Source organism: Stenotrophomonas sp. 1L-E-5-B-C3, from assembly GCF_057292075.1.
The window spans coordinates 49,617-70,567 of sequence record NZ_JBXAWS010000017.1; the positions used below are offsets into that span (position 1 = coordinate 49,617).

Here is a 20,951-nt window from a genome sequence, read left to right on the forward strand (position 1 = left end):
CCTCGGATTCCACCCCGCGACCATGACCCGTACCGCGCTCGTCACCACCGCCCTGCCCTACGCCAACGGCCCGCTGCACCTGGGCCACCTGGTCGGCTACATCCAGGCCGACATCTGGGTGCGTGCGCGGCGAATGAGCGGCGGCAAGGCCTGGTTCGTCTGCGCCGACGACACCCACGGCACGCCGATCATGCTGGCCGCGGAAAAGGCCGGGGTCACGCCGGAAACTTTCATCGCCAACATCCAGGCCAGTCACGAACGTGACTTCGCCGCCTTCGGCGTGGCCTTCGACCACTACGACTCGACCAATTCGGCAGCCAACAAGGCGCTGACCGAGCAGTTCTACCTGAAGCTGGAAGCGGCCGGCCACATCAGCCGCCGTTCGGTGGCGCAGTTCTACGACCCCGCCAAGGGCATGTTCCTGCCCGACCGCTACGTCAAGGGCATCTGCCCGAACTGCGGCAGCGCCGACCAGTACGGCGACAACTGCGAAGTCTGTGGCGCCACCTATGCGCCGACCGACCTGAAGGAGCCGCGCTCGGTCGTCTCCGGCGCCACGCCGGAAATGCGCGATTCGGAGCATTTCTTCTTCGAGGTCGGCCACTTCGATGGCTTCCTGCGCGACTGGCTGGCCGGCGATGTCGCCCTGCCGGGCGTGAAGGCCAAGTTGGGTGAGTGGCTCAATGCCGAAGGTGGCCTGCGCGCCTGGGACATCTCGCGCGATGCACCCTACTTCGGCTTCGAGATTCCCGGCCAGCCGGGCAAGTACTTCTACGTCTGGCTGGACGCGCCGATCGGCTACCTGTCCAGCTTCCAGACCCTGTGCAGCAGGATCGGCGAAGACTTCGAGGCGCACCTGCGCGCCGGCACCAGCACCGAGCTGCACCACTTCCTCGGCAAGGACATCGTCAACTTCCACGGCCTGTTCTGGCCGGCGGTGCTGCATGGCACCGGCCACCGCGCGCCGACCCGCCTGCACGTCAACGGCTACCTGACCGTGGACGGTGCCAAGATGAGCAAATCGCGCGGCACCTTCGTGATGGCGCGTACGTTCCTCGATGCCGGCCTGGAACCGGAAGCGCTGCGTTATTACTTCGCGGCGAAGTCTGGTGGCGGCGTCGACGACCTCGACCTGAACCTGGGTGACTTCATCGCGCGCGTCAATGCGGATCTGGTCGGCAAGTTCGTCAACCTCGCCAGCCGCTGTGCCGGTTTCATCAGCAAGCGCTTCGACGGCCTGCTGGCTGCGCAGCTGCCCGACGCGGCCCAGTACCAGCGCTTCGTCGATGGCCTGGCACCGATCCGAGAAGCCTACGAGCGCAACGACCCGGCCGCCGCCATCCGCCTGACCATGACCCTGGCCGATGAAGCCAACCGCTACATCGATGATGTGAAGCCGTGGGTGATCGCCAAGCAGGAAGGCGCCGACGCGCAGCTGCAGGCGGTGTGCAGCCAGGGCCTGAACCTGTTCCGCGTGCTGGTCACCGCACTGAAGCCGGTGCTGCCGGCCACCGCCGCACAGGCCGAAGCCTTCCTGGCCGCACCGGTGAACGACTGGACCGAACTGGCGCAGCCGCTGCTGGGCCATCGCATCACCGATTACACCCCGCTGTTCACCCGTATCGACCCGAAGAAGATTGACGCCATGATCGACGCCTCCAAGGACACCCTGCAGACCACCGCCGCTGCAGCCCCCACCGCCAAGAGCGAAGCGGCCAAGCCCGCCGCGCCGGCCGCCGCCAAAGCCGAAGCGAACAACGCCGATGCACCGGCCACGATCGGCATCGATGACTTCGCCAAGCTCGATCTGCGCATTGGCAAGGTGCTGGTGTGCGAGTTCGTGGAAGGCTCGGACAAGCTGCTGCGCTTCGAACTGGACGCGGGCGAACTGGGCAAGCGCCAGATCTTCTCCGGCATCCGCGGCAGCTATGGCGAGCCGGAAAAGCTGGTCGGCCGCAGTGTGGTGTTCATCGCCAATCTGGCTCCGCGCAAGATGCGCTTCGGCCTGAGCGAAGGCATGATCCTGTCGGCCGGTTTCGACGGCGGCGCACTGGCGCTGCTGGACGCCGACAGCGGCGCACAGCCGGGCATGCCGGTCCGCTGATGCCTGCAGCGGGCGTGGCCACCGCCGCGCCCGCCGGCAGCACCGGCCACCGGAAGCAACGCGATGGGAGGCAACGGAATGGAACTGGCGCTGTTCGACTTCGACCACACCGTGACCACCTGCGATACCTATGGCCGCTTCCTGCGCCGCGTCGCCACGGCCGAACAGCTGGCACAGGCATGGTGGAAGATCGGCCCGTGGCTGGCTGCGTACAAGCTGAAGCTGATCTCGGCAGAACGCATCCGCGCACGCGTCACCCGCCTGGCCTTCAGCGACCGCCACAGCGACGACATCACCACGCTGGCAGCCGGTTTCTCGCGTGATGTGCTGCCCGACGTGGTGCGGCCTGAGATGCTGGAGCAGATCCGCTGGCACAAGGAACAGCAGCACACGGTGGTGATCGTGTCCGGTTCGCTGGACCTGTACCTGAAGCCGTGGTGCGAGCAGTTGGGCCTGCAGCTGATCTGCAACCGGCTGGAAAGCCAGGACGGTCGCCTGACCGGTCGTTATGCGGGCGGCGACTGTGGCCCGCGCAAGGTCGAGCATATCCGCCGCCAGTTCGATCTGTCGCGTTACGTGCGCATCCACGCCTACGGCGACAGTTCCGAAGACCGGCCGATGCTGGCGCTGGCCCACGAGCGCTGGTTCCGTGGCAAACCCCTGAAGTAACCCAACGCGCAGCCTTCGCCACGCATGAGCCTGATCCCGCCCCTGACCGAACGCCTGGACCGCTTGCTGCCGCAGACCCAATGCGGGCAATGCGGCTACGACGGCTGTCGCCCGTATGCGCAGGCGATGGCACGTGGCGAAGCGAACGTGGACCGCTGCCCACCCGGTGGCGACGCAGGCGCAAGGGCGTTGGCACAGGTGCTGGGTGTGCCTGCGGTTGCGTTCGACCGCGCGCGCGGCGAACACAAGGCGCCGCAGGTGGCATTGATCGTGGAAGCCGACTGCATCGGCTGCACCAAGTGCATCCAGGCCTGTCCGGTGGATGCCATTGTCGGCGGTGCCAAGTACATGCACACGGTCATTGCCGATCTGTGCACCGGCTGCGAACTGTGCATTCCACCGTGCCCGGTGGACTGCATCGAGATGGTGCCGGCGTAACCACCGGGCCAGCGGGCGATGGAGCGGCGGGGTAGAGTCGACTGTCAGTCGACTGCTCTTCGTTCCGACGGCGTAAAACCCCGCGCTGCGCGCGATAGTCGACTACCAGTCGACTCTACCCAGCCGCGCTTGCCCAGCCAGCGCCAACCTTAGGGGTCAGATCCCTTTTCCAACGGAGAGGGATCTGACTCCGTACAAGGGTTACGGCACCGCCGCCGTCACCACGATTTCAACCTTCCACTCGGCGTGGGCCAGCTTGGCTTCGAACGTTGCGCGGGCCGGGGTCGCGCCCTCGACCACCCACTCGTCCCACGCCTTGTTCATGCCATCGAAATCGGCGATGTCGGCGAGGAAGACTTCCGCACGCAGCACGTGCTGGCGATCACTGGCCACCAGCGCCAGCAGCTTGTCGATCTCGGCCAGCACCTGCCGGGTCTGTCCGGTGATGTCCTGGCTGGTGTCTTCGGGAATCTGGCCTGAGAGATAGGCGACCTTGTTGTACACGGTCATTTCGGACATGCGCGGTCCGACGTCGTAACGCTCCATCATGGGCGTGGCTCCTGCGGGTGATCAGGCCTGCATTGTCCTCCAAACCGACCAACGGTGGGTGCATGGACGCCCTGTACGCAATGCCACTACCGGCCTCCGACAGTTCTGCTGGTCAAATGCCCGCGACAGGCGCACGATGCGCCACGCCCGCGTTGACACCGCCCTCGCCCCTGCTGCCGCACCCTTGCGCCGATGACCGCTCCCTCCGATTCCATCGCTCCCCCTTCCACGCCCACCTGGAAGCGGGTCGCCACCATCGTCATCCCGCTGCTGATCCTGGCACTGGCCCTGCATGGCCTGGCCGGTGAATTCGACAAGCATGGCTACCGTGCCATCCGCCAGGCCTTCCGCCAGCTCAGCGGCACCCAGATCGCGCTTACCGTGGTACTCGGCCTGGCCAGCTATGCCTGCCTGATCGGCTTCGACGCCATCGGTCTGCGCCGCAGCGGCATCCGCGTGCATCCAGCGCGCATCGGCATCACCGCTTTCCTCGCGCATACCCTCGGCCAGACCGTGGGCTTTGCCGCGCTGACCGGCGGCGCGGTACGCCTGCGCGGCTACCGCAGCGCCGGCCTCGACCTGGCGCAGATCGGGCAGGTGGTGCTGATGAGCACGCTCGGTTTCGTGTTCGGTGCGTGGCTGTTGATCAGCGTGGCGCTGTGCATGGAGCCGGCAGCCGCGGCATTGGCTTTGCCGTTGAATCCAGACGCGGTGCGCGTGGTCGGCGTGGCCGCCCTGCTCGCATTTGTGGGCACCGTGCTGCTGGTCGGCCGCGAGGGACGGCAGTTCAGCGTGTTCGGCCATGCACTGTGGTTGCCCGACCGCCGCACCATGCTGGGTGTCACCGTACTCAGCGTCATCGAGCTGGTGCTGGCCAGTGCTGCGTTCTATGTGCTGCTGCCCGACTCCACGCCCACCGGCCTGCCCGGCTTCGTCGGCCTGTACCTGGTGGCGGTGCTGGCCGGCCTGGTCTCGACCGTGCCGGCGGGCCTGGGCGTGTTCGAGTGGAGCCTGCTGAAGCTGCTGCCGCAGGTAGCCCCGGCAGCGGTGCTGGCCGCAGCGCTGATCTACCGCGTCACCTACTACGTGCTGCCGCTGCTGCTGGCCACCCTGCTTGCCCTTGCGCCCGCGCTGCGGCAACCACTGCAGGCCAGTGCCGGAGCAACCCGTGCCGGCTGGAACGCGCTGCGCCCGTGGCTGCCGCAGATCATCGCGCTGGCCGTGTTCAGCATCGGCGCCGCGCTGGTCATCGATGGCACGCTGCCAACGCCACGCCGCCATCTGGTCGGCGCTTCGCTGCCGATCCTGGAAACCTCGCACCTGATCGGCAGTCTCAGCGGTGTCGCCCTGCTGCTGATCGGACAGGGTCTGGCGAGGCGCAGCCATGCCGCGTGGATGCTGGCGATGGCGGTGTGCGTGATCACCCCGCTGCCGTTGTGGCTGCGCGGTGGCCAACTGCTGATCGCCGTTTCTGCGCTGCTGGTGGCGATGGCGCTGTGGGCCGCACGCCGCGAGTTCTACCGCCAGGGTGCACTGCTCGATGAAGCCTGGTCATGGCCATGGCTGCGCAACCTCGGCCTGGTGCTGGTGGCGGTCACCTGGCTGCTGTTCTTCACCTACAGCCACGTCGAGTACCAGAACGAGCTGTGGTGGCAGTTCGCGGTGTCGGGCAATGCACCGCGCGCACTGCGTGCGTTGCTGGTGGTCGCGATCGCGCTGGTGATGTTCGGCCTGGCGCGATTGCTGCACAGCACGCGCAGCCCACTGCGACCCGCCGACGAGGCTACGTTGCAGTCACTGGCACCCGTGCTGGCTGGCGCCACTGATACCCAGGCCTGCCTGGTGCTGACTGCCGACAAGGCAGTGCTGCGCGATGAGGCCAAGCAAGGCTTTGTGATGATGCAGCGCTATGGCGGTTCGCTGATCGCCATGGGCGATCCGGTCGGTCCACCGGATGTGGCGCGCGCCTTGATCTGGCGCTTCCGCGAGGAAGCCGACCGGCTCGGGCTGCGGCCGGTGTTCTACCAAGTCGGTGAAACCTATTGGCAGACCTATCTCGACCTCGGCCTGGGCCTGGTCAAGCTGGGCGAAGAAGCGATGGTACCGCTGCATGATTTCGGGCTGGAGGGACGCGAGCGTGCCGACCTGCGCCAGGCCTGGAACCGCGGCAAGCGCAGCGGCCTGTCCTTCCGCGTGGCATCGGTGGAAGAGATCCCAAGCCTGCTGCCGCGCCTGCACGCGATCTCCAACGCATGGCTGGAAGACAAGGCCGGCGACGAGAAGGGCTTCTCGCTCGGCAGTTACGACCCGGATTACCTGGTGCGCTTCCCGGTGGCACTGGTCGAGGCCGAGGGCCAGATCGTGGCGTTCGCCAACCTGTGGCAGGCACCGGCCGGTGCCGAGCTGTCGGTGGACCTGATGCGCCACGTCAACGAGGCTCCGAAGGGCACGATGGACTTCCTCTTCATCGAGCTGTTCCTGTGGGGCCGCGCACAGGGCTATGCGCGTTTCTCGCTGGGCATGGCGCCGTTGTCCGGGCTGGCCCAGCATCGACTGGCCGGGCGCTGGAACCGGCTGGCCGGCCTGCTGGCACGGCACGGCGAGCGCTTCTACGGGTTCAGTGGCCTGCGCCGCTTCAAGTCCAAGTTCGACCCGCAATGGCGGCCGCGTTATCTGGCCGCCCCCGGTGGCATGCACCTGCCGGCCGCGCTGCTCGATGCCACGCGGCTGATCTCGCTGGATCCGCGGCGGAATTGAGCGCACCGGTGCCGCCGGGCATGGCCCGTCGCTACCGGGTCAACGGCACACCCCGGCATCGTCACCAGGCCGATGCAGCACGCGGGTAGCGCCGGGCCATGCCCGGCGGATTGCCGCAGGTCATGCGCCGCCCTTGAGAATCACTTCGGCGAGGCGGTCATAGTCACCGCCGAAATGGTGATCGCCGGGCAGTTTCACTTTCTTCACGCCATCATTGGCCGGCAGATCCGGGCACAGTGCGTCTTCGTCCTTGTCGCCATACACGCACACGGTCTTGGCTGCCGGCAACCTGGCCACTTCCGGTGCGATCGGCAGGCCGTCGCCACCACCGCCCAGCCAGTTGCTGACGTGGAACTCGAAGTCGGCCTTCTTCCCGACCGACAGCAGCACGATACGATCCAGCGAGTCGCGCGTACTGGCATCGAGCTGGTTGATGGTGGCCGGCAGTACGTCGGCGCCCTGCGAGAAGCCGATCAGCATCACCTTGTCGCGATGCCACTGGGTGCGGTAGTGGTCGATGATCTTCTGCAGGTCACCGGCAAAGCCCTTCGGCGTGCGCTCGCTCCAGAAGTAGCGCAGCGAATCGATGCCGACTACTGCCACGCCCTGCTCGTTGAGCGCAGACGCAACGTCCTTGTCCAGGCCTGCCCAGCCGCCGTCACCGGAGACGAACACCGCCAGCGTGTCACCGTTGCCGGAGGCCGGCACTTCCACTACAGGCAACCCCTTCAGCACAGCTGGTGGCGGGGCCAGGCTGATGCCCGCCTGTGCGCCAATCACCCGCGCCGCAGCCACCAGGCCCGGTGATGCATCACCACGCGTGGTGCGCTTGAACTCGCGCGCCATCGCGACCTGCTGCACGAAGCGGCTCGCCTGGCCGACCTTGCAGCCGCGGTCACCGGCCGCGCTCAACCACGGAAAATTCAGTTCGGCCGGTTGCAGCGCGTTGTGCTTGACCCCATCGCCGCAGACCATGCGCTGATGGTTGTGGTCCGGGCAGAAGCCAGTGGTCAGCAGGCCGGCGAATACCTGGGTGTCGGCCTGCGCCGCCAGCGTGTAGGCCATCTCGGCACCTTCGCCATCGCCGCCGACCAGCGGCAGGTGGTAGCCGGGCAGATGCAGGGAGGCCTGCAGCCAGCGCGAGAAATTCTCCACATCGCCGGAGCCGAACGAACAGGTCGGATCACCTTCGCGCTTGAGCACCCCGCGCAGGTGCGCGATGTCCACCGCCGCAACCAGCGCGCCGTCTGCCCGCAGAGCCTCGATCGGCAGGCGGCTGGTGTCGCCACCGGCGGCGGGCTCATGGAACCAGATCACCACACGCTGCGGCGTGCCGGCCGGCATGTGCACCGGGATCTGCTCGAAGCGCCCATGACTGAACTGCTGTGCGGTGACCGCCGCTGTCGCCGGCAGTGCAGCCAGCGCCAGTACCACTCCCATTGCCCTGCCCAGCCCTGCATGCTTCATGTCGCAACCCCGGTGGAATGCGCACACGATACGCCGCTGCCGCGTGCACGGCATGTACCGGCGCAGTCCGTTGGGGATTCAGTCGGCTGCGGCCTGACGGCCGCGGCGGTACAGCGCCAGGGCCAGGTACAGCAGCCAGCCCACGATCACCGCGATCACCACCTTCTGCCCCAGCCCGCGCGGCGGCCCGGCGCGCCACAACACATGCAGCCACAGCAGCACGAAGGCCAGCCAGGCCCAGCCCCAGAGCAGGCCGGCAGCGGTCTTCCAGCCCGGTTCGCGGCGCAGGTACCAGGCCTGCAGCAGCATGCCGACGCTGGCGCACAGGAATGCGGTATTGGCCGCCAGCCCATGGATGAAAGGGGCCAGCAGCGGTGTTGCCTCGGGCAACCAGCTGTCACCGATGGCGACCGTGGCCAGGCCCAGCGCGGACACCGTGAACAACAACGGCGCCGCCGCACTGCGCCGTGGGCCGATGCTGCCGCGATACAACGCGATGCCCAGCACGGCGATCGCCAGCGCGAGCAGGCAGTACGCACTCCGCAGCAGCAGCCCCCACGGCCCGTGCAGGTAGAGGCTGAGCGTTGCCCGCACCCAGTCCAGGTCGGTGCGTGCGAGCTGGGTCCACAACGCTGTGGCCACGAACAGCAGCAATGCCGCCATCGCCAGCAGCGCCGCAGGCCGCATGCGGCTCATGGCGTCGCCTCCGGATGCCGCGCCTTCCACTCGGCCAGCGCCTTGCGATAGCGCTGCAGCTCGTCGGCATACAGGTCGAGTACGCACAGCGGGCAGCCACTGCCACAGCATTCGTTGGGACCGGGTTCTTCCGGCGGCACGGGGCGGGGATCGGGATCAGGGACGGACACGGTGGCAAACGGCAATCGGTGGAAACAGGCCCCAGTGTAACGGGCCGGCTCAGGCGCCCAACTGGCGGCGCAGGTTTTCGCGAGCCGCGGCGTCCAGGCGCTGGTGGAAGAATTCGCTGAGGAAGATGCGCGGCGCGCGCAGCAGGCCCTGCAGGAATCGACGCCGGCCGGCACGATACAGGAAGCCTGGCACCACGCCCTTGTACTCCTCGGCCACACCGCGGTCGTAGGCCGTGAACACCGGTTCCGGAGCGGCCAGGATCGCCATGTCGCAGTCCAGGAACAAGGCCGCCTCGGCGTCGACATCGTCCGGCCCCAGCGCGCCATGGCGTGCGGTCAGCAGGATCAGCTGCTCCACCCGGGCGGCATCGACACCGGCCAGTTCCGGCGCCTGCGCGATGGCCTGCACCGCCAGCTGTGCCGAACGTGCCTCGTTGTCCTTGCGCCCGGCCTGGTAGACCGCATCGTGGTAGAGCACGGCCAGATAGACCTCGGCCGGTTGCTGCCAGCCCGGGCCCTCGGCTACCTCCTGGCAGTGCTGCAGCACCGCGCGCACATGGCCGAAGTGGTGGTAGGCCCGTGGCGGCGTTGCATAGCTGTCCTGCAGCGCCTGCCACTGCGCCGGTGCAAGCGTCAGCGGAGAGAAGTCCATGCCCGGATCATCATGCCTGGACCGACGCCGGGCAAGCTGGCGGTTTTTTCACCACACGCTCACGACGCTGGCCGGGCGCGGCCTGGAGGCGGTTGTCCACAGCTTTGTCGAGCGCTGGTCCACACCGCTTGTGGATGGATGGCGCTGCCGACCAACGGTGACGCCGACGCCCCCGTCGCAGGCCTACACTCGCCTCAGGCGGGAGCGCCCGCCGCTGCCGGGAGTCGTCATGTATCGTCCTGCCGCCCGCCTTCTCGCACTGGTCCTGGCCGTTTCCGTATCAGCACCTGCCCTTGCCCAAGGTCACGCCGGAACCGACGCACCGGGCAGCCCCCGCATCGCTTCCAGCACCAGCATTCCCTCGCCCGATCAGGTCTTCGCGATTCCCCCGGAAATGCGCGCGATGCTGCAGAAGCAGGTGATCGATCGCAGTTCTTCGCGCGAGCAACGCCTGCAGGCGCTGGTGGAGATGATCTTCGACCGCCAGGGCCTGGACCTGCAGTACGACGCCAACGCGACCTACACCGTGGATGAAGTCTGGCAGCAGCGCCGTGCCAACTGCCTGGCCTTCACCCTGATGTTCGTTGCGCTGGCACGCGAGGCCGGCATCCAGGCACGTGTGCAGGAAGTCGGCCAGGTGGTGTCCTGGTACCAGGACCAGGAAAACGGCGTGGTCTACAGCGTTGGTCATGTCAATGCAGGTGTCGAGATGTCCGGGCGCTACGGCACGGTCGACCTGGACCGCAATGTGCTTTACGACCGGCACGGTCCGCAGCCGGTCAGCAAAGCGCGTGCATTGGCGCACTTCTACAACAACCGGGGCGCAGAGCAGATGGCCGAAGGTGATCTCGCCGGGGCGCGAGCCTTCTTTGACGCCTCGGTGGCACAGGACCGCGCGTTTCCTTCGGTCTGGAACAATCTCGGCGTACTGGACAACCGCGAGGGTGATATCGACGCCGCGAAGCGGGCGCTGGACAAGGCCCTGCAACTGGACGGCCGCCAGGACGCCGCACTGAACAACGCCAGTGCGCTGTACCGCAGGCTGGGGCTGGTCGCGCAGGCCGAGGCGTTGGAACGACGGCTGAAGTCGGTGCAACGCGAGGACCCCTTCGCGCAGTACATGCTGGGCACGCAAGCCGAGCGCGCCGGAAAGCTGGAGGAGGCGATCCGCTATTACCGGCAGGCAGTACGCCTGTACGACACCGCGCACCAGTTCCACTTCGGGCTGGCGCGGGCGTACTTCCTGACCGGCCAGCTCAAGCGCGCCGACCGTGAACTGACCCGCGCACAACTGCTGGGCGGTGCGCCGGAACAGGCGCGTTACCAGGCCAAGCTGGACAGCCTGGCCCGTTGGCGCGCGCAGCAGCAGGCCCGGCGCTGAACGCCGGTCAGGCCTTCTTGAGGAAGCAGGTCTTCAGCACCAGGCCCTTGATCTTGTCCGAGTTGCCTTCGATGTGCTCGGCATCGTCCTCGACCAGGCGGATGTTGCGGATCACGGTGCCCTGCTTGAGCGGGATCGAGGAGCCCTTCACCTTCAGGTCCTTGATCACGGTGACGGTGTCGCCGGCCTGCAGGGTGTTGCCGTTGCTGTCACGCACGACCAGGGTCGAACCGGAACCTTCATCGGCGGTCCACTCGAAGCCACAGTCGGCGCAGATCCACAGCGCGCCATCGGCATAGGTGTTTTCCAGGGTGCACTGCGGGCAGGCGGGAACAGAAGACATCGGCAAGTACCTCGAAATGAATCAACAGCCGCCATTGTAACCGTCCGGCCCTTTTCCCCATTTCCACAGGTGGTGCGTGGGGGCGCCCCGGCCCTGTCCGGCCGGGGAAGACGCAGGAACTTGCAGTCGGCCGCGAACTGCAGCAGAGTGCGCGGCCCCTGATCGTCCCCGGAACTCCCCATGCGCCTCGGCATCGACTTCGGTACCAGCAACTCCGCCGCCGCCATCGTGCATGAGGGGAAACTGCTGCCGATCCGCTTCGGTGACGCCGAGCAGTTCCGCACCAGCGTGTACTTCCCCGGCGTGGTCCCCGACCCGGACGACTTCCAGCTCGACGACGGCCAGGAACACCAGCTGCAGCAGATGATCGACAGCGCCGCGCGCGCGGCCCGCGCCGCCGGCCAGGAACGCACGCCGCAGGCGCTGCGCCGGGAAGCCCTGCGCGCGTTGCGCCGCGAGTGGATGGAAGCCCGTGCCGGCCAGGAACGCAGTGCCAGCGACCTGCTGCAGAACGCGGTCTACGGCGATGAGGCACTGGAAGCGTACTTCGAGGAACACGAGGGCAACCTGGTGCAGAGCCCGAAGTCGATGCTCGGCTACAACCTGCACCCGCGCGCCAGGCAGACCATCACCGGCATCGCCGCGCATATCCTCGAACACATCCGCCTGACCGCCGGCGCCCAGCTCGGCCGTCCGCTGCGTGCCGCCCTGCTCGGCCGCCCGGTGCAGTTCCGCAGCTCGATCGGCGCTGCAGGCAACGACCAGGCGCTGGACATCCTGCGCGAGGCCGCCGCCCAGGCCGGCTTCGACCAGATCGATTTCCTTGAAGAACCCGCCGCTGCGGCCATGCATTACCACGCCGAAAGCCGCGAGCGGCATCAGGCCGTGATCGTCGACATCGGCGGCGGTACCACTGACATTGCACATGCCGAAGTCGGCGGCGACGACGCACCGCGCATCCACCGCGCCTGGGGTATCGCCCGCGGCGGTACCGACATCGACCTGGCGCTGAGCCTGTCCAGCTACATGCCGCTGTTCGGCCGCGGCATCACCCGCGTGCCCACCCACCACTACGTGGAGGCGGCCACCGTGCAGGACATGACCCGGCAGCGTGATTTCCGCCAGCACAGCTACGACCACGTTGACGCCCCCTGGGGTGCACGCCTGCAGGCCCTGCAGGACACCGGCAACACCGCGCGCCTGTACCGCGATGTCGAACGCGCCAAGATCGCCCTCAGCGCCGCCAGTGAACACCGCAGCACGCTGGATTACATCGCCCGCGACCTGCATGCCGACAGCAGCGCCGATGGCCTGGCCGCCGCCGCGCATGGCTACCTGGAGCAGATCCGGGAACTGCTGGCCCAGGTCCGCAATGACATTGGCGGCGACCCGGATGCGGTGTTCCTGACCGGCGGCATGTCCCGCGCCGGCTACCTCCGCAAGGCAGTGGCCGAGGCCTTCCCGGGTGCCGACATGGTCCATGGCGAGCCCTCGCTGGGCGTGGTCCAGGGCTTGGCGCTGGCGGCAGCCAGCCGGGATTAACAAAACGTTACGCGGTCTGCGCTACCCTTGGTCGGCTAGAAAACCGCTGCACCGTCCACTGGCCTCGCCGGTGTGTGTACCCATGGTGCAGCCTGGCCCGCCCAGCGGGTCTGGCGACCATGCCCTCTGGCTCGATCATGGTCCGCGTACTACCCGAGCCGCCATCGAGACCCGCTTTGGGCACCCGCCAGGCCCCTGTGGCCGTACAACCTGACGCTGAACCAGCACCCATCGACTGCCGCCGTTGTGACGCGGTCTGTTGCCGGTTGCCGGTCCTGCTGCAGCCCGGCGACCACGTGCCCGGCCAGTTCCTGTCACGCGACACCCACGGCCGTGCCGTGATGGCGCGCAACGAGGAAGGCTGGTGTGCGGCAATCGATCCGTATCACCTGCGCTGCACGATCTATTCGCAGCGCCCGGCGATCTGCCGCCAGTTCTCGATGGGCGGCGACGACTGCCGCCGCGAGCGGCAGGACTACCTGCGCCAGGCCGAGTCCTGCGCGCTTTCCTCCCCTTCCACCTGACAGGAGCCACCATGCCCCGCAAGGCAAAGACCCCCGCGAAGGCCAGCAACAGCATCCGCAGTGAACGCAAGGGCGCATCCGCCAGCACCGTGGTCAGCAGCGACTCGATCGCTTCGGACCTGGCCGCGTTCCGCAAGAGCGGTGGCAAGATCGAAGTTCTCGGTACCACCTGGGCGCTGAAGAAGGCCAGCTGACCCTCCCCCGACCGCGGCGGCGCTGCCGCCGCGGCCTGCCGGACCGCGCTCAGCGGTCCAGGCGTACCCGTACGCTGCCCGAATGCGATTCGATGCGGATGTCACCGTCACCGCCGCCCAGTCGTGTGTCCAGTCGGCTGCCCGGCCCATAACGCGGCCGCTCGACGTTACCGGCATCACTGTTGATCGAACCACTGAAGCTGTTCACCGACAGCTGTGCCGACACAGTGCGCGGCAAGCGCAGGTTGACCGATGCACTCACCGACTCGACATTGATGCGGCCACCCGGCGCCAGTCCCGCCGCGGCCAGGTCGATGCTGCCCGACACGGTTTCCACTGCCAGGCGCTGCACCCTACCCGCATCGACGTCGACCCGGCCTGATACGGTCTGCGCACCGATATCACCGGACACGCCGCCGCCCGCTTCGATGCGGCCGCTGACCGTGTTCACGTCCAGTCTCGGCGTCTGCAGCCGTGCATTGACGCTGCCACTGACCGTATTGAGCTTGCTGTCGCCACTGCGCCCTGACGCGCTCAGGCTGCCGCTGACGGTGTCGGCCTGCAGCCGGCGAACATCGATGCCACTGATCTCCTGACTGGCGCTGACCGTGCTCAACAGCAGCTCCACCGAGCGCGGCACGTTCAGCACCAGCGTGGCGCCACCGTTGTTGTTGCGGCGCGGGTATTCGATCTCCCAGCGCACGCGGTTGGCACTCTTTTCCTGGCGCAGCTGCAGGCCATCGCTGAGCGTGCCGGTGAGCTGCACGTCGTTGCGGTCCCAGCCGCGCACGGTCACCTTGCCGGCCACGTTGCTCAGCTCGATGCGGCCGCCCGGGGCCAGGTTGTGGCGCTCGTCGATCCGCGTATCGGCCAGCGCCACGGCAGGCACCAGCAACAGGGCGGCGCAGCAGGTCATCAGGATTCGGGTCATGGGGGGTCTCCTCAGGTCGTCAAGCCGGACTCGGCGGCATAGGCCGCCTGCCGGGTCAGTTCCAGCCGCAGTGCGTAGGTACGCTTGAGCTGGCCAAGCAGATGCGGGGCGCGCGGGTCCTGCGCCAGTGCGGCACGGATCTGTGCCGCACTTTCATCCAGTTCGTGCAGGGCTGGCTGCCATTCCGGCGCCCGTCCATCGGGCAGCGAAGCGACGGCCTGCTGGTACTGCTCGGTCATTGCCGCCGCCTGCAGCTGCAGCGATGACTGTGTCGGCATCGGCGCATCCAACTGCGCATGGCGCCACGGCGCCACCGCGTACAGCGCCAGACTGGCAGCCAGCGCCGCGCCCACCGGCAGCCACCAGCGGCGACGCGGGCGCAGCGGCAGGGCCACCACGTTGTCGGCCGGCGAGGGGTCCGCGGGCGCTTCGCGCGGCGGCAACTGCGCCGACAGGCGTGCCCAGCCATCGGTGGGTACGCTGCGTTCGGCTGGCAGCGCGCGCAGGCGTGCCAGCAGGTCGTGGTCGGAATCGTGGTCGTGTGTACTCATGTCATGTCTCCCAGCCGTGCGCGCAACAGGCCGCGCGCACGATGCAACTGTGCCTTGGAACTGCCGACGGCCATCTGCAGCTGTTCGGCGATTTCCTGGTGTTTCCAGCCTTCGATGTCGTGCAGCACCAGTACCGCACGTGCCCGTGGTGGCAGCGTCGACAGCGCCCGTTCGAGGTCGCGTTCGGTGCCGGCGCAGCGGTCGTGTACCGCCAGTTCCTGCAAGCCTCCGTCCACTTCGTCGAGGCTGTCGTGATCCTGCCCGGCAGCACGCCCACGCAGTTCCATCAGCGTGGCGTTGACCCCCAGGCGATGCAGCCAGGTTGACAGACTGCTCTCGAAACGGAACCCCGGCAGCGCCTTCCACGCCTGCAGGAACGCTTCCTGCAATGCGTCTTCGGCACGCGCCTGCTGGCCGCCGCACAGCCGCCACAGCACAGCGAATACACGGGGCGCATGGCGCCGGTACAGCAGTTCATAGGCAGCGGTATCGCCGGCAGCCGCCGCCCGCACCAGAGCGGGTTCGTCGACGGCGTCGTTGGCGGCAGGCGGCGCGGGCATGGTGGTGTCGAGCATATCGCTTGGATGCACCGACCCGGGAAAAGGTTTAAGGCAATCGACCGCCAACGCGATGCAACCTTTTCGGCGGCTGCTGCATCCATGGTAGGTCTTTCATGAAAATGACGTCCGGGAGCCCTGCCATGTCCAGCCCATCCTGCGCCGCCCTGCTGGTGATCGCCGCCTGCGTCGTGCTGCAGGCACTGGGCCTGTCGCTGCAGCTGCGCCCCGACAACGGACGCGCCTGTCTGCAGCAGCATCACCAGGAGCTGGTGTGCCTGGCCTGGGCCCCGGCAGTCGAATCCACGGCACGCGCCGGGTAACATCGAAGGTCGTTATTACCACCTGTTGTCGCCCCCCATGATGTTGTCGCTGAAGGATCACCTGCCGGCCTGGAGCCACCCGTGGCTGAACTACGCAGGCGTCGCCCTGCAGATCGTGCTGGTGCTGCTGGTTGCCTGGCTGCTGCGGGTGCTCGCCCGTCGCCTGATTCGGCGCTTCGCCGAGCACTACACGCTGCCGCCTGAAATGGTTATGGGCGCGCGCCGGATCACCAGTTTCGTGGTCTATTTCAGCGCCCTGCTGTACATCCTCAGCCTGCTCGGCGCGAAGCCTTCTGTGCTGTGGACCGCCTTCACCGGCTTCGCGGCCGTGGGTGCGGTGGCCTTCTTCGCGGCGTGGAGCGTGCTGTCCAACATCTTCTGCACGCTGCTGATCTTCACCACCCGCCCGTTCCGCCTGCACGATTACATCGAAGTGCTGGAGAACGGCGAGAAGCCGGGCCTGAAGGGCCGGGTGATCGACGTGAACCTGATCTACACCACGCTGCAGGAAACCGGCGACGGCCACGAGGGCACGGTGCTGCAGCTGCCGAACAACCTGTTCTTCCAGCGCACGGTGCGCCGCTGGCGTGACCCGGCGCAGGCCCCTGGCGGCATCCAGGGCGACGGCTGAGGGTGGTTTTCGGCAGGGCTGCGCCCTGCACCCGCTACGAGCTGGAGCAACAGCACCAGCAACAGCCGAAGCAACGCCAAAAGCTGGCTTCCTGTGGGATGGCGGGGTGAGTCCGGTGGCGGGAGACGCCGTAAACCCGTCCATGGGGGCTTGGCCGCGGCATCCATGCCGCGGACACTCCCGCCACCGGACCCACCCCGCCTTCGACAGATTTCCGCGATCTGCCGGAACGGCACGGGGTCGGATCCCGTTGCTACGCAACGGGCTCTGATCCCAATTTGACTATCGATATCTGACAGATTTCATCCATGCATGGCGTGGATCTATCAGATCGCGGGAATCTGTCAGAGGTGGGGCGGTGTCCCACGTAATGCCCGCTTTTGACGTTGAAGTTGACGTTGCTTCGGCAGGCGCAGGGCTGCAAGCCCTGCCGAACAACCTTTACCTCAACTGGCTGTCCTTGCTGCCACGGCGGTTGTAGCCGGCATGCGCCTGCTCTTCGTCGTCATGCACCTGCTGGCACGCCACGCACAGCCGCACACCCGGCACGGCCTGGCGCCGCGCCAACGGGATCGGCGCGTCGCATTCCTCACAGTGTTCCAGACCCGGGCCCTCACGCAGCTGGCGCCGCGCGCGGGCAATCGCATCGTCAACGGTGGCGTCGATCTGGTCCTGGACCGCGCCGTCTCCCGCCCAACCGGTGGCCATGGCCATCCTCCGCAGGTGTGTCGCCTGATATGGGGACGATACACCGCGGAGTGAACGGTACGCCGGGCAATGACCGGCGGGCCTTCAGCAAGCTGAGCAGAAGGCAGACGGGCCGGTTCAGGCCGATTGCGGCTTAATCCCCTCCGTCCCCTTTTTTGCTTACCAGACCAGGTCGTCCGGCACCTGGAACTGGGCGTAGTAGGCGTCGTCTTCGGCGTTGCCGGTGGAGATTTCTGCGGTCGAGCCTGGCTGGCCGTGGTCGACGATGATCGCTTCCGGGGCACGTTCACGCACCTTTTCGGCGGCAGCGCGCGGCAGCAACGCGTAGCTCTCGCCGTGGGCGACGATGACCAGCACGCCCACCGACAGCGCCTTGCGCAGCTTGGGGTCGATCAGCAGGGTGCGGATCGCCGCGCCGTCACTGAAACGGTACTCGTCGTCGCCCTTGTGGGGCACGGCATGGGCGCTGATGATCTGCTTGGCCTGGGCCTTCTGTTCAGCCTGCTTGGCCTGGGCGTTGCGCTCGGCCGCCAGCGCGCGGTCGCGCTCGATCTTCTCCGCGCGGGTACGTTCAGCCTCACGTTGGACCTCGGCCGAGGTCGATTCGGCCTTGCCCTGGCGGGCCTTTGCCTGCGCGCTGGCGGCAGCGCTGGCCTGCGACTTCTTGGCCAGGCCGGCCTTGAGCAATTGTTCCTGCAGCGCGTTGGGCTTTGCCATGGTCGATGCGTACCGCGTGTAATCTGGAGGCCCCATTCTACCGACGCCCCGCCGCCCCTGCATGGCAGTCCTGAAGTACCTCACCGGCTACCCCGAACCCCTGGTCGCCCAGGTCAGCGAACTGCTGGCGCAGGGCAAGCTCGGCCCCTGGCTGCAGCAGCGCTACCCCGACCCGCATGAAGTGCGCAGCGACCGCCAGCTGTACGACTACACGCAGGATATGAAGGACCGCTACCTGCGCAAATCGGTGCCGCTCAACAAGGTCTGCTACGACAATACGCTGGAAGTCATCAAGCACGCACTGGGCACCCACACCGCCATTTCCCGCGTACATGGTGGCCGCCTCAAGGCCAGTCGTGAAATCCGCATCGCCACCGTGTTCCGGCAGGCGCCGGCCGCGTTCCTGCGCATGATCGTGGTGCACGAGCTGGCGCACCTGAAGGAAGCCGACCACAACAAGGCCTTCTACCAGCTGTGCCAGCACATGGAGCCGGATTACCTGCAGCTGGAGTTCGATACCCGCCTGTACCTGACCGAGCTGGCCAACCGTGGCCAGCGCTGAACCGGCGTTGCGGCTACACTGCGCGCCCCCTGCCTGACCTTTCCGCCATGGAACCGACCCGTCTCGACAAACGCCTGTCCGCCCTGCTCGGCATCCCGCGCGGTGAAGCCCGGCGCTACATCGAAGGCGGCTGGGTCAGCGTCAATGGCGAGGTGGTCGAGCAGCCGCAACGCCCGGTCGACGAGAGTGCGGTGATCGTGGTGGCCGAACAGGCCAGCGATGACAAGGCCGAGCGGGTCACCATGCTGCTGCACAAGCCCGCTGGCGTCGCGGCCGAAGCGCTGTGTGCGTTGATCAGCAGCGACAGCCGCAGCGAACTTGATGCCAGCGGCACCCGCCCGTTGCAGCGCCATTTCCATGGACTGCAGCTGGCTGCCGCGCTTCCGGCCAGCGACAGCGGCCTGGTGGTGGTCAGCCAGGACCCGGCGACGCTCGCCCACCTGCAGCGTAATCTCGGCCGCACCGAGCAGGAGTACTTGATCGAAGTGGCTGAAGGCGGACCCGAACGCGGTCCCTGGTTGATGGCGCGGCTGCAGCACGAATCCGGCGGAGCCAAGGTCAGCTGGCAGAGCGAGCAGCGCCTGCGCTTCGCTGGCAAAGGCCTGACCGCCAAGGGCCTGCGCGTGGCGGTCGGCGCCGCGGGGCTGCAGGTTGCCGCAGTGCGCCGCCTGCGCATCGGCCGCGTGGCGCTGGGGCCGCTGCCGCCGGGGCAGTGGCGCTACCTGGGCAGCGACGAGCGGTTCTGACCCCGTCCAGGGTCAGAGCCCTTCCCTGCGACAAGGGGTCTGACCCTTCAACCCTCGGGGTCGGATCCCTTTCCGCGGGAAAGGGCTCTGACCCCATCCACGCATGGCGTGGATCTACGGCGACAGGTCTGTTGGCTTTCATCCACGCATGACGTGGCTCTACCATCGGGGCATGAGCCTGCCCAAGCCCCTGTGGCGACGCCTGCTGCGCGTCACTGCGATCATCATCGCCATCCTGTTGCTGCTGGTCCTGTCCGGCCTGCTGCTGGCCGACCACCTCACCCCGCAGGCGCGTGGCGCGCCCTCGCAGGTGCTGCCACTGCAGCCGGCGCAGACCCGTATCGACCAGCAGATCGTGCCGCTGCAGGCAGCCCATCCCGGGCAATCCGGCGTGGCCTTCCTCAGCGATGGCATGGACGCCTTCGCAGCGCGCGCGATGATCACCTCGCATGCGGGACGCAGCCTCGACCTGCAGTACTACATCTGGCACGACGACCTGATCGGCCATCTGATGGCCAAGGCGCTGTACGACGCCGCCGAGCGCGGCGTGCGCGTGCGCATCCTGCTTGACGACATGAACGCCAAGGACAAGGACGCGTTGATGATGGCGCTCGATGCACACCCGAACATCGAGCTTCGCCTTTACAACCCGTTCCGCAACCGCACGGGCATCGCACGCATGCTGGAGCTGGTGCAACGCGCCTTCAGCGTGAACCACCGCATGCACAACAAGAGCTGGATCGCCGATGGCCGCATCGCGATCGTCGGTGGTCGCAACATCGGCGAGGAATATTTCAGCGCGCGCGACGACGTGAACTTCCAGGACCTGGACCTGGTGGTAGCGGGGCCGGCCGTGCAGCAGGCCAACCAGATCTTCGACGACTACTGGAACAGCAGCGGGGCCATCCCGATTTCCGCGCTGGCGTCATACAACGATGAACAGCTGCGGCAGCTGGTACGGCAGTCGGACCTGGATGCGATGCATGCCAAGGCGCAACCCTATCTGCAGCGCGTGGCCGACTCCCGCCGCCTGCAGCGGCCCAGCCCTGAGCCACTGCACTGGAGCGCGAACGTACGCATCGCTTCCGATCCGCCGATGAAGCACCGCGACGATGATCGCCATGCCTGGCTGGTCAGCACGCTCAGTGACGAGCTGCGCAGCACTCGCCGCAGTGCCTTGCTGATCTCGCCGTATTTCGTGCCTGGCGTGGAAGGCGTGGAGGGATTGGCGGCAATGGCCGCGCGCGGCGCGCAGGTCGGCGTGGTCACCAACTCACTGGCCGCCAACGACGTGGCGGCGGTACACGGCGGCTACATGGGCTATCGCGTGCCGTTGCTGAAGGCCGGCGTGCAGCTGTACGAGCTGAAGGCACACGGCCAGCTGGATGCCAGCCTGTTCGGCAGCAGCGGCGCCAGCCTGCACACCAAGGCGTTCGTGGTCGATGACCGCCGGGGCTTCGTCGGCTCGTTCAACCTCGACCCGCGCTCGGCCTATCTCAATACCGAAATGGGCGTGCTGTTCGATGATCCGGTGCTGGGGGCGCAGCTGCGCGATGAATACCTGCGCCTGGCCGGCCCAGAGCACAGCTGGTGGCTGGCGCTGGGGCGCGATAATGACCTGCGCTGGCTGCAACGGCAGCCGCCGCCGCACTGGGTGGAAGCCGAGCCCGGTGCCAGCCTCGGCAAGCGCTGGACCGCGCGGGTGATCAGCTGGCTGCCGGTGGAATCGCAGCTGTAGC

Annotated in this window: 24 protein-coding genes; 13 read left to right on the plus strand and 11 right to left on the minus strand. The window is 67.3% G+C overall.

Annotation, left to right across the window (positions count from 1 at the left end; genetic code table 11):
- Positions 1 to 22: 22 nt before the first annotated feature.
- From metG to rnfB, 3 genes are all read left to right on the plus strand, one after another.
- Positions 23 to 2,104, plus strand: a complete 2,082-nt coding sequence (metG, locus tag AC0Z6F_RS18480; protein WP_065723970.1) for a methionine--tRNA ligase — start codon at positions 23 to 25, stop codon at positions 2,102 to 2,104.
- Positions 2,105 to 2,182: 78 nt separating this feature from the next.
- Positions 2,183 to 2,773, plus strand: a complete 591-nt coding sequence (locus AC0Z6F_RS18485; RefSeq protein WP_065723969.1) for an HAD family hydrolase — start codon at positions 2,183 to 2,185, stop codon at positions 2,771 to 2,773.
- 24 nt (positions 2,774 to 2,797) lie between these two features.
- Positions 2,798 to 3,211 (plus strand): Rnf electron transport complex subunit RnfB, encoded by a 414-nt coding sequence (gene rnfB / locus AC0Z6F_RS18490; protein ID WP_485618089.1) that lies wholly within the window; start codon positions 2,798 to 2,800, stop codon positions 3,209 to 3,211.
- A 201-nt stretch (positions 3,212 to 3,412) separates the two neighbouring features.
- On the opposite strand, the gene AC0Z6F_RS18495 is transcribed toward rnfB, so the two are convergent.
- Positions 3,413 to 3,760: a RidA family protein gene (locus AC0Z6F_RS18495; protein ID WP_005418155.1), complete on the minus strand. Its 348-nt coding sequence runs from the start codon at positions 3,758 to 3,760 to the stop codon at positions 3,413 to 3,415.
- Positions 3,761 to 3,952: 192 nt separating this feature from the next.
- Here AC0Z6F_RS18495 and mprF point away from each other — a divergent pair, with 192 nt between their 5' ends.
- Complete coding sequence (mprF, locus tag AC0Z6F_RS18500) at positions 3,953 to 6,517, plus strand: bifunctional lysylphosphatidylglycerol flippase/synthetase MprF (RefSeq protein ID WP_485618087.1); 2,565 nt, start codon at positions 3,953 to 3,955, stop codon at positions 6,515 to 6,517.
- 120 nt (positions 6,518 to 6,637) lie between these two features.
- Here the strand turns inward: mprF and AC0Z6F_RS18505 are convergent, their stop codons facing one another.
- The 4 genes from AC0Z6F_RS18505 to AC0Z6F_RS18520 form a co-directional block, all read right to left on the minus strand.
- The gene (locus AC0Z6F_RS18505) at positions 6,638 to 7,984 is read right to left on the minus strand and encodes a virulence factor family protein (protein WP_485618086.1); all 1,347 of its coding nucleotides are present in this window, start codon (positions 7,982 to 7,984) and stop codon (positions 6,638 to 6,640) included.
- Between the two features lie 78 nt (positions 7,985 to 8,062).
- Entirely contained in the window at positions 8,063 to 8,680 is a 618-nt protein-coding gene (locus tag AC0Z6F_RS18510; protein ID WP_485618084.1) for a DUF998 domain-containing protein, read from the minus strand.
- Positions 8,677 to 8,850 carry an oxidoreductase-like domain-containing protein gene (locus AC0Z6F_RS18515; RefSeq protein ID WP_100435178.1) on the minus strand — a complete coding sequence of 58 codons (174 nt, stop codon included), beginning with the start codon at positions 8,848 to 8,850 and terminating at the stop codon, positions 8,677 to 8,679. The genes AC0Z6F_RS18510 and AC0Z6F_RS18515 overlap by 4 nt, the downstream gene beginning before the upstream one ends.
- A 49-nt stretch (positions 8,851 to 8,899) precedes the next feature.
- Positions 8,900 to 9,502, minus strand: coding sequence for an HD domain-containing protein (locus AC0Z6F_RS18520; RefSeq protein ID WP_006382570.1), 603 nt, complete (start codon positions 9,500 to 9,502; stop codon positions 8,900 to 8,902).
- 229 nt (positions 9,503 to 9,731) lie between these two features.
- Here AC0Z6F_RS18520 and AC0Z6F_RS18525 point away from each other — a divergent pair, with 229 nt between their 5' ends.
- Positions 9,732 to 10,883 carry a tetratricopeptide repeat protein gene (locus tag AC0Z6F_RS18525; protein WP_485618082.1) on the plus strand — a complete coding sequence of 384 codons (1,152 nt, stop codon included), beginning with the start codon at positions 9,732 to 9,734 and terminating at the stop codon, positions 10,881 to 10,883.
- 7 nt (positions 10,884 to 10,890) lie between these two features.
- Here AC0Z6F_RS18525 and AC0Z6F_RS18530 read toward each other — a convergent pair whose 3' ends face one another.
- Positions 10,891 to 11,226, minus strand: a complete 336-nt coding sequence (locus AC0Z6F_RS18530) for a zinc ribbon domain-containing protein YjdM (protein WP_006382572.1) — start codon at positions 11,224 to 11,226, stop codon at positions 10,891 to 10,893.
- 180 nt (positions 11,227 to 11,406) lie between these two features.
- Between AC0Z6F_RS18530 and AC0Z6F_RS18535 the strand changes: the two genes are divergently transcribed.
- The 3 genes from AC0Z6F_RS18535 (at position 11,407) to AC0Z6F_RS18545 (ending at position 13,486) form a co-directional block, all read left to right on the plus strand.
- Entirely contained in the window at positions 11,407 to 12,768 is a 1,362-nt protein-coding gene (locus AC0Z6F_RS18535) for an Hsp70 family protein (protein ID WP_006382573.1), read from the plus strand.
- A gap of 230 nt (positions 12,769 to 12,998) precedes the next feature.
- Entirely contained in the window at positions 12,999 to 13,292 is a 294-nt protein-coding gene (locus AC0Z6F_RS18540) for a YkgJ family cysteine cluster protein (RefSeq protein ID WP_050559906.1), read from the plus strand.
- Positions 13,293 to 13,303: 11 nt separating this feature from the next.
- A complete protein-coding gene (locus AC0Z6F_RS18545; RefSeq protein WP_012511788.1) occupies positions 13,304 to 13,486 on the plus strand; it encodes a hypothetical protein in 183 nt (60 codons plus the stop codon).
- Positions 13,487 to 13,535: 49 nt separating this feature from the next.
- Here AC0Z6F_RS18545 and AC0Z6F_RS18550 read toward each other — a convergent pair whose 3' ends face one another.
- The 3 genes from AC0Z6F_RS18550 to AC0Z6F_RS18560 are packed head-to-tail and all read right to left on the minus strand — an operon-like array spanning position 13,536 to position 15,543.
- Positions 13,536 to 14,417 (minus strand): DUF4097 family beta strand repeat-containing protein, encoded by an 882-nt coding sequence (locus tag AC0Z6F_RS18550; RefSeq protein ID WP_485618079.1) that lies wholly within the window; start codon positions 14,415 to 14,417, stop codon positions 13,536 to 13,538.
- An 11-nt stretch (positions 14,418 to 14,428) separates the two neighbouring features.
- Positions 14,429 to 14,968 (minus strand): hypothetical protein, encoded by a 540-nt coding sequence (locus AC0Z6F_RS18555; protein ID WP_485618078.1) that lies wholly within the window; start codon positions 14,966 to 14,968, stop codon positions 14,429 to 14,431.
- Positions 14,965 to 15,543 carry an RNA polymerase sigma factor gene (locus tag AC0Z6F_RS18560; protein ID WP_485618077.1) on the minus strand — a complete coding sequence of 193 codons (579 nt, stop codon included), beginning with the start codon at positions 15,541 to 15,543 and terminating at the stop codon, positions 14,965 to 14,967. The genes AC0Z6F_RS18555 and AC0Z6F_RS18560 overlap by 4 nt, the downstream gene beginning before the upstream one ends.
- Positions 15,544 to 15,668: 125 nt before the next feature.
- On the opposite strand from AC0Z6F_RS18560, the gene AC0Z6F_RS18565 reads away from it, so the two are divergent.
- Both AC0Z6F_RS18565 and AC0Z6F_RS18570 read left to right on the plus strand, forming a co-directional pair.
- The gene (locus AC0Z6F_RS18565; RefSeq protein ID WP_485618075.1) at positions 15,669 to 15,848 is read left to right on the plus strand and encodes a hypothetical protein; all 180 of its coding nucleotides are present in this window, start codon (positions 15,669 to 15,671) and stop codon (positions 15,846 to 15,848) included.
- Positions 15,849 to 15,885: 37 nt separating this feature from the next.
- The gene (locus AC0Z6F_RS18570; protein ID WP_005418176.1) at positions 15,886 to 16,479 is read left to right on the plus strand and encodes a mechanosensitive ion channel family protein; all 594 of its coding nucleotides are present in this window, start codon (positions 15,886 to 15,888) and stop codon (positions 16,477 to 16,479) included.
- Positions 16,480 to 16,920: 441 nt separating this feature from the next.
- On the opposite strand, the gene AC0Z6F_RS18575 is transcribed toward AC0Z6F_RS18570, so the two are convergent.
- Complete coding sequence (locus AC0Z6F_RS18575) at positions 16,921 to 17,187, minus strand: DksA/TraR family C4-type zinc finger protein (RefSeq protein WP_100435179.1); 267 nt, start codon at positions 17,185 to 17,187, stop codon at positions 16,921 to 16,923.
- Positions 17,188 to 17,346: 159 nt separating this feature from the next.
- Positions 17,347 to 17,904: a DUF2058 domain-containing protein gene (locus tag AC0Z6F_RS18580; RefSeq protein ID WP_032969603.1), complete on the minus strand. Its 558-nt coding sequence runs from the start codon at positions 17,902 to 17,904 to the stop codon at positions 17,347 to 17,349.
- Between the two features lie 61 nt (positions 17,905 to 17,965).
- On the opposite strand from AC0Z6F_RS18580, the gene AC0Z6F_RS18585 reads away from it, so the two are divergent.
- The 3 genes from AC0Z6F_RS18585 (at position 17,966) to AC0Z6F_RS18595 (ending at position 20,950) form a co-directional block, all read left to right on the plus strand.
- Positions 17,966 to 18,466, plus strand: a complete 501-nt coding sequence (locus AC0Z6F_RS18585; protein WP_012511793.1) for a M48 family metallopeptidase — start codon at positions 17,966 to 17,968, stop codon at positions 18,464 to 18,466.
- A 47-nt stretch (positions 18,467 to 18,513) separates the two neighbouring features.
- On the plus strand, positions 18,514 to 19,212 hold the full coding sequence (locus AC0Z6F_RS18590) for an RNA pseudouridine synthase (protein WP_012511794.1): 699 nt from the start codon (positions 18,514 to 18,516) through the stop codon (positions 19,210 to 19,212).
- A gap of 148 nt (positions 19,213 to 19,360) precedes the next feature.
- Positions 19,361 to 20,950, plus strand: coding sequence for a phospholipase D family protein (locus AC0Z6F_RS18595; RefSeq protein ID WP_485618072.1), 1,590 nt, complete (start codon positions 19,361 to 19,363; stop codon positions 20,948 to 20,950).
- Position 20,951 lies beyond the last annotated feature (1 nt).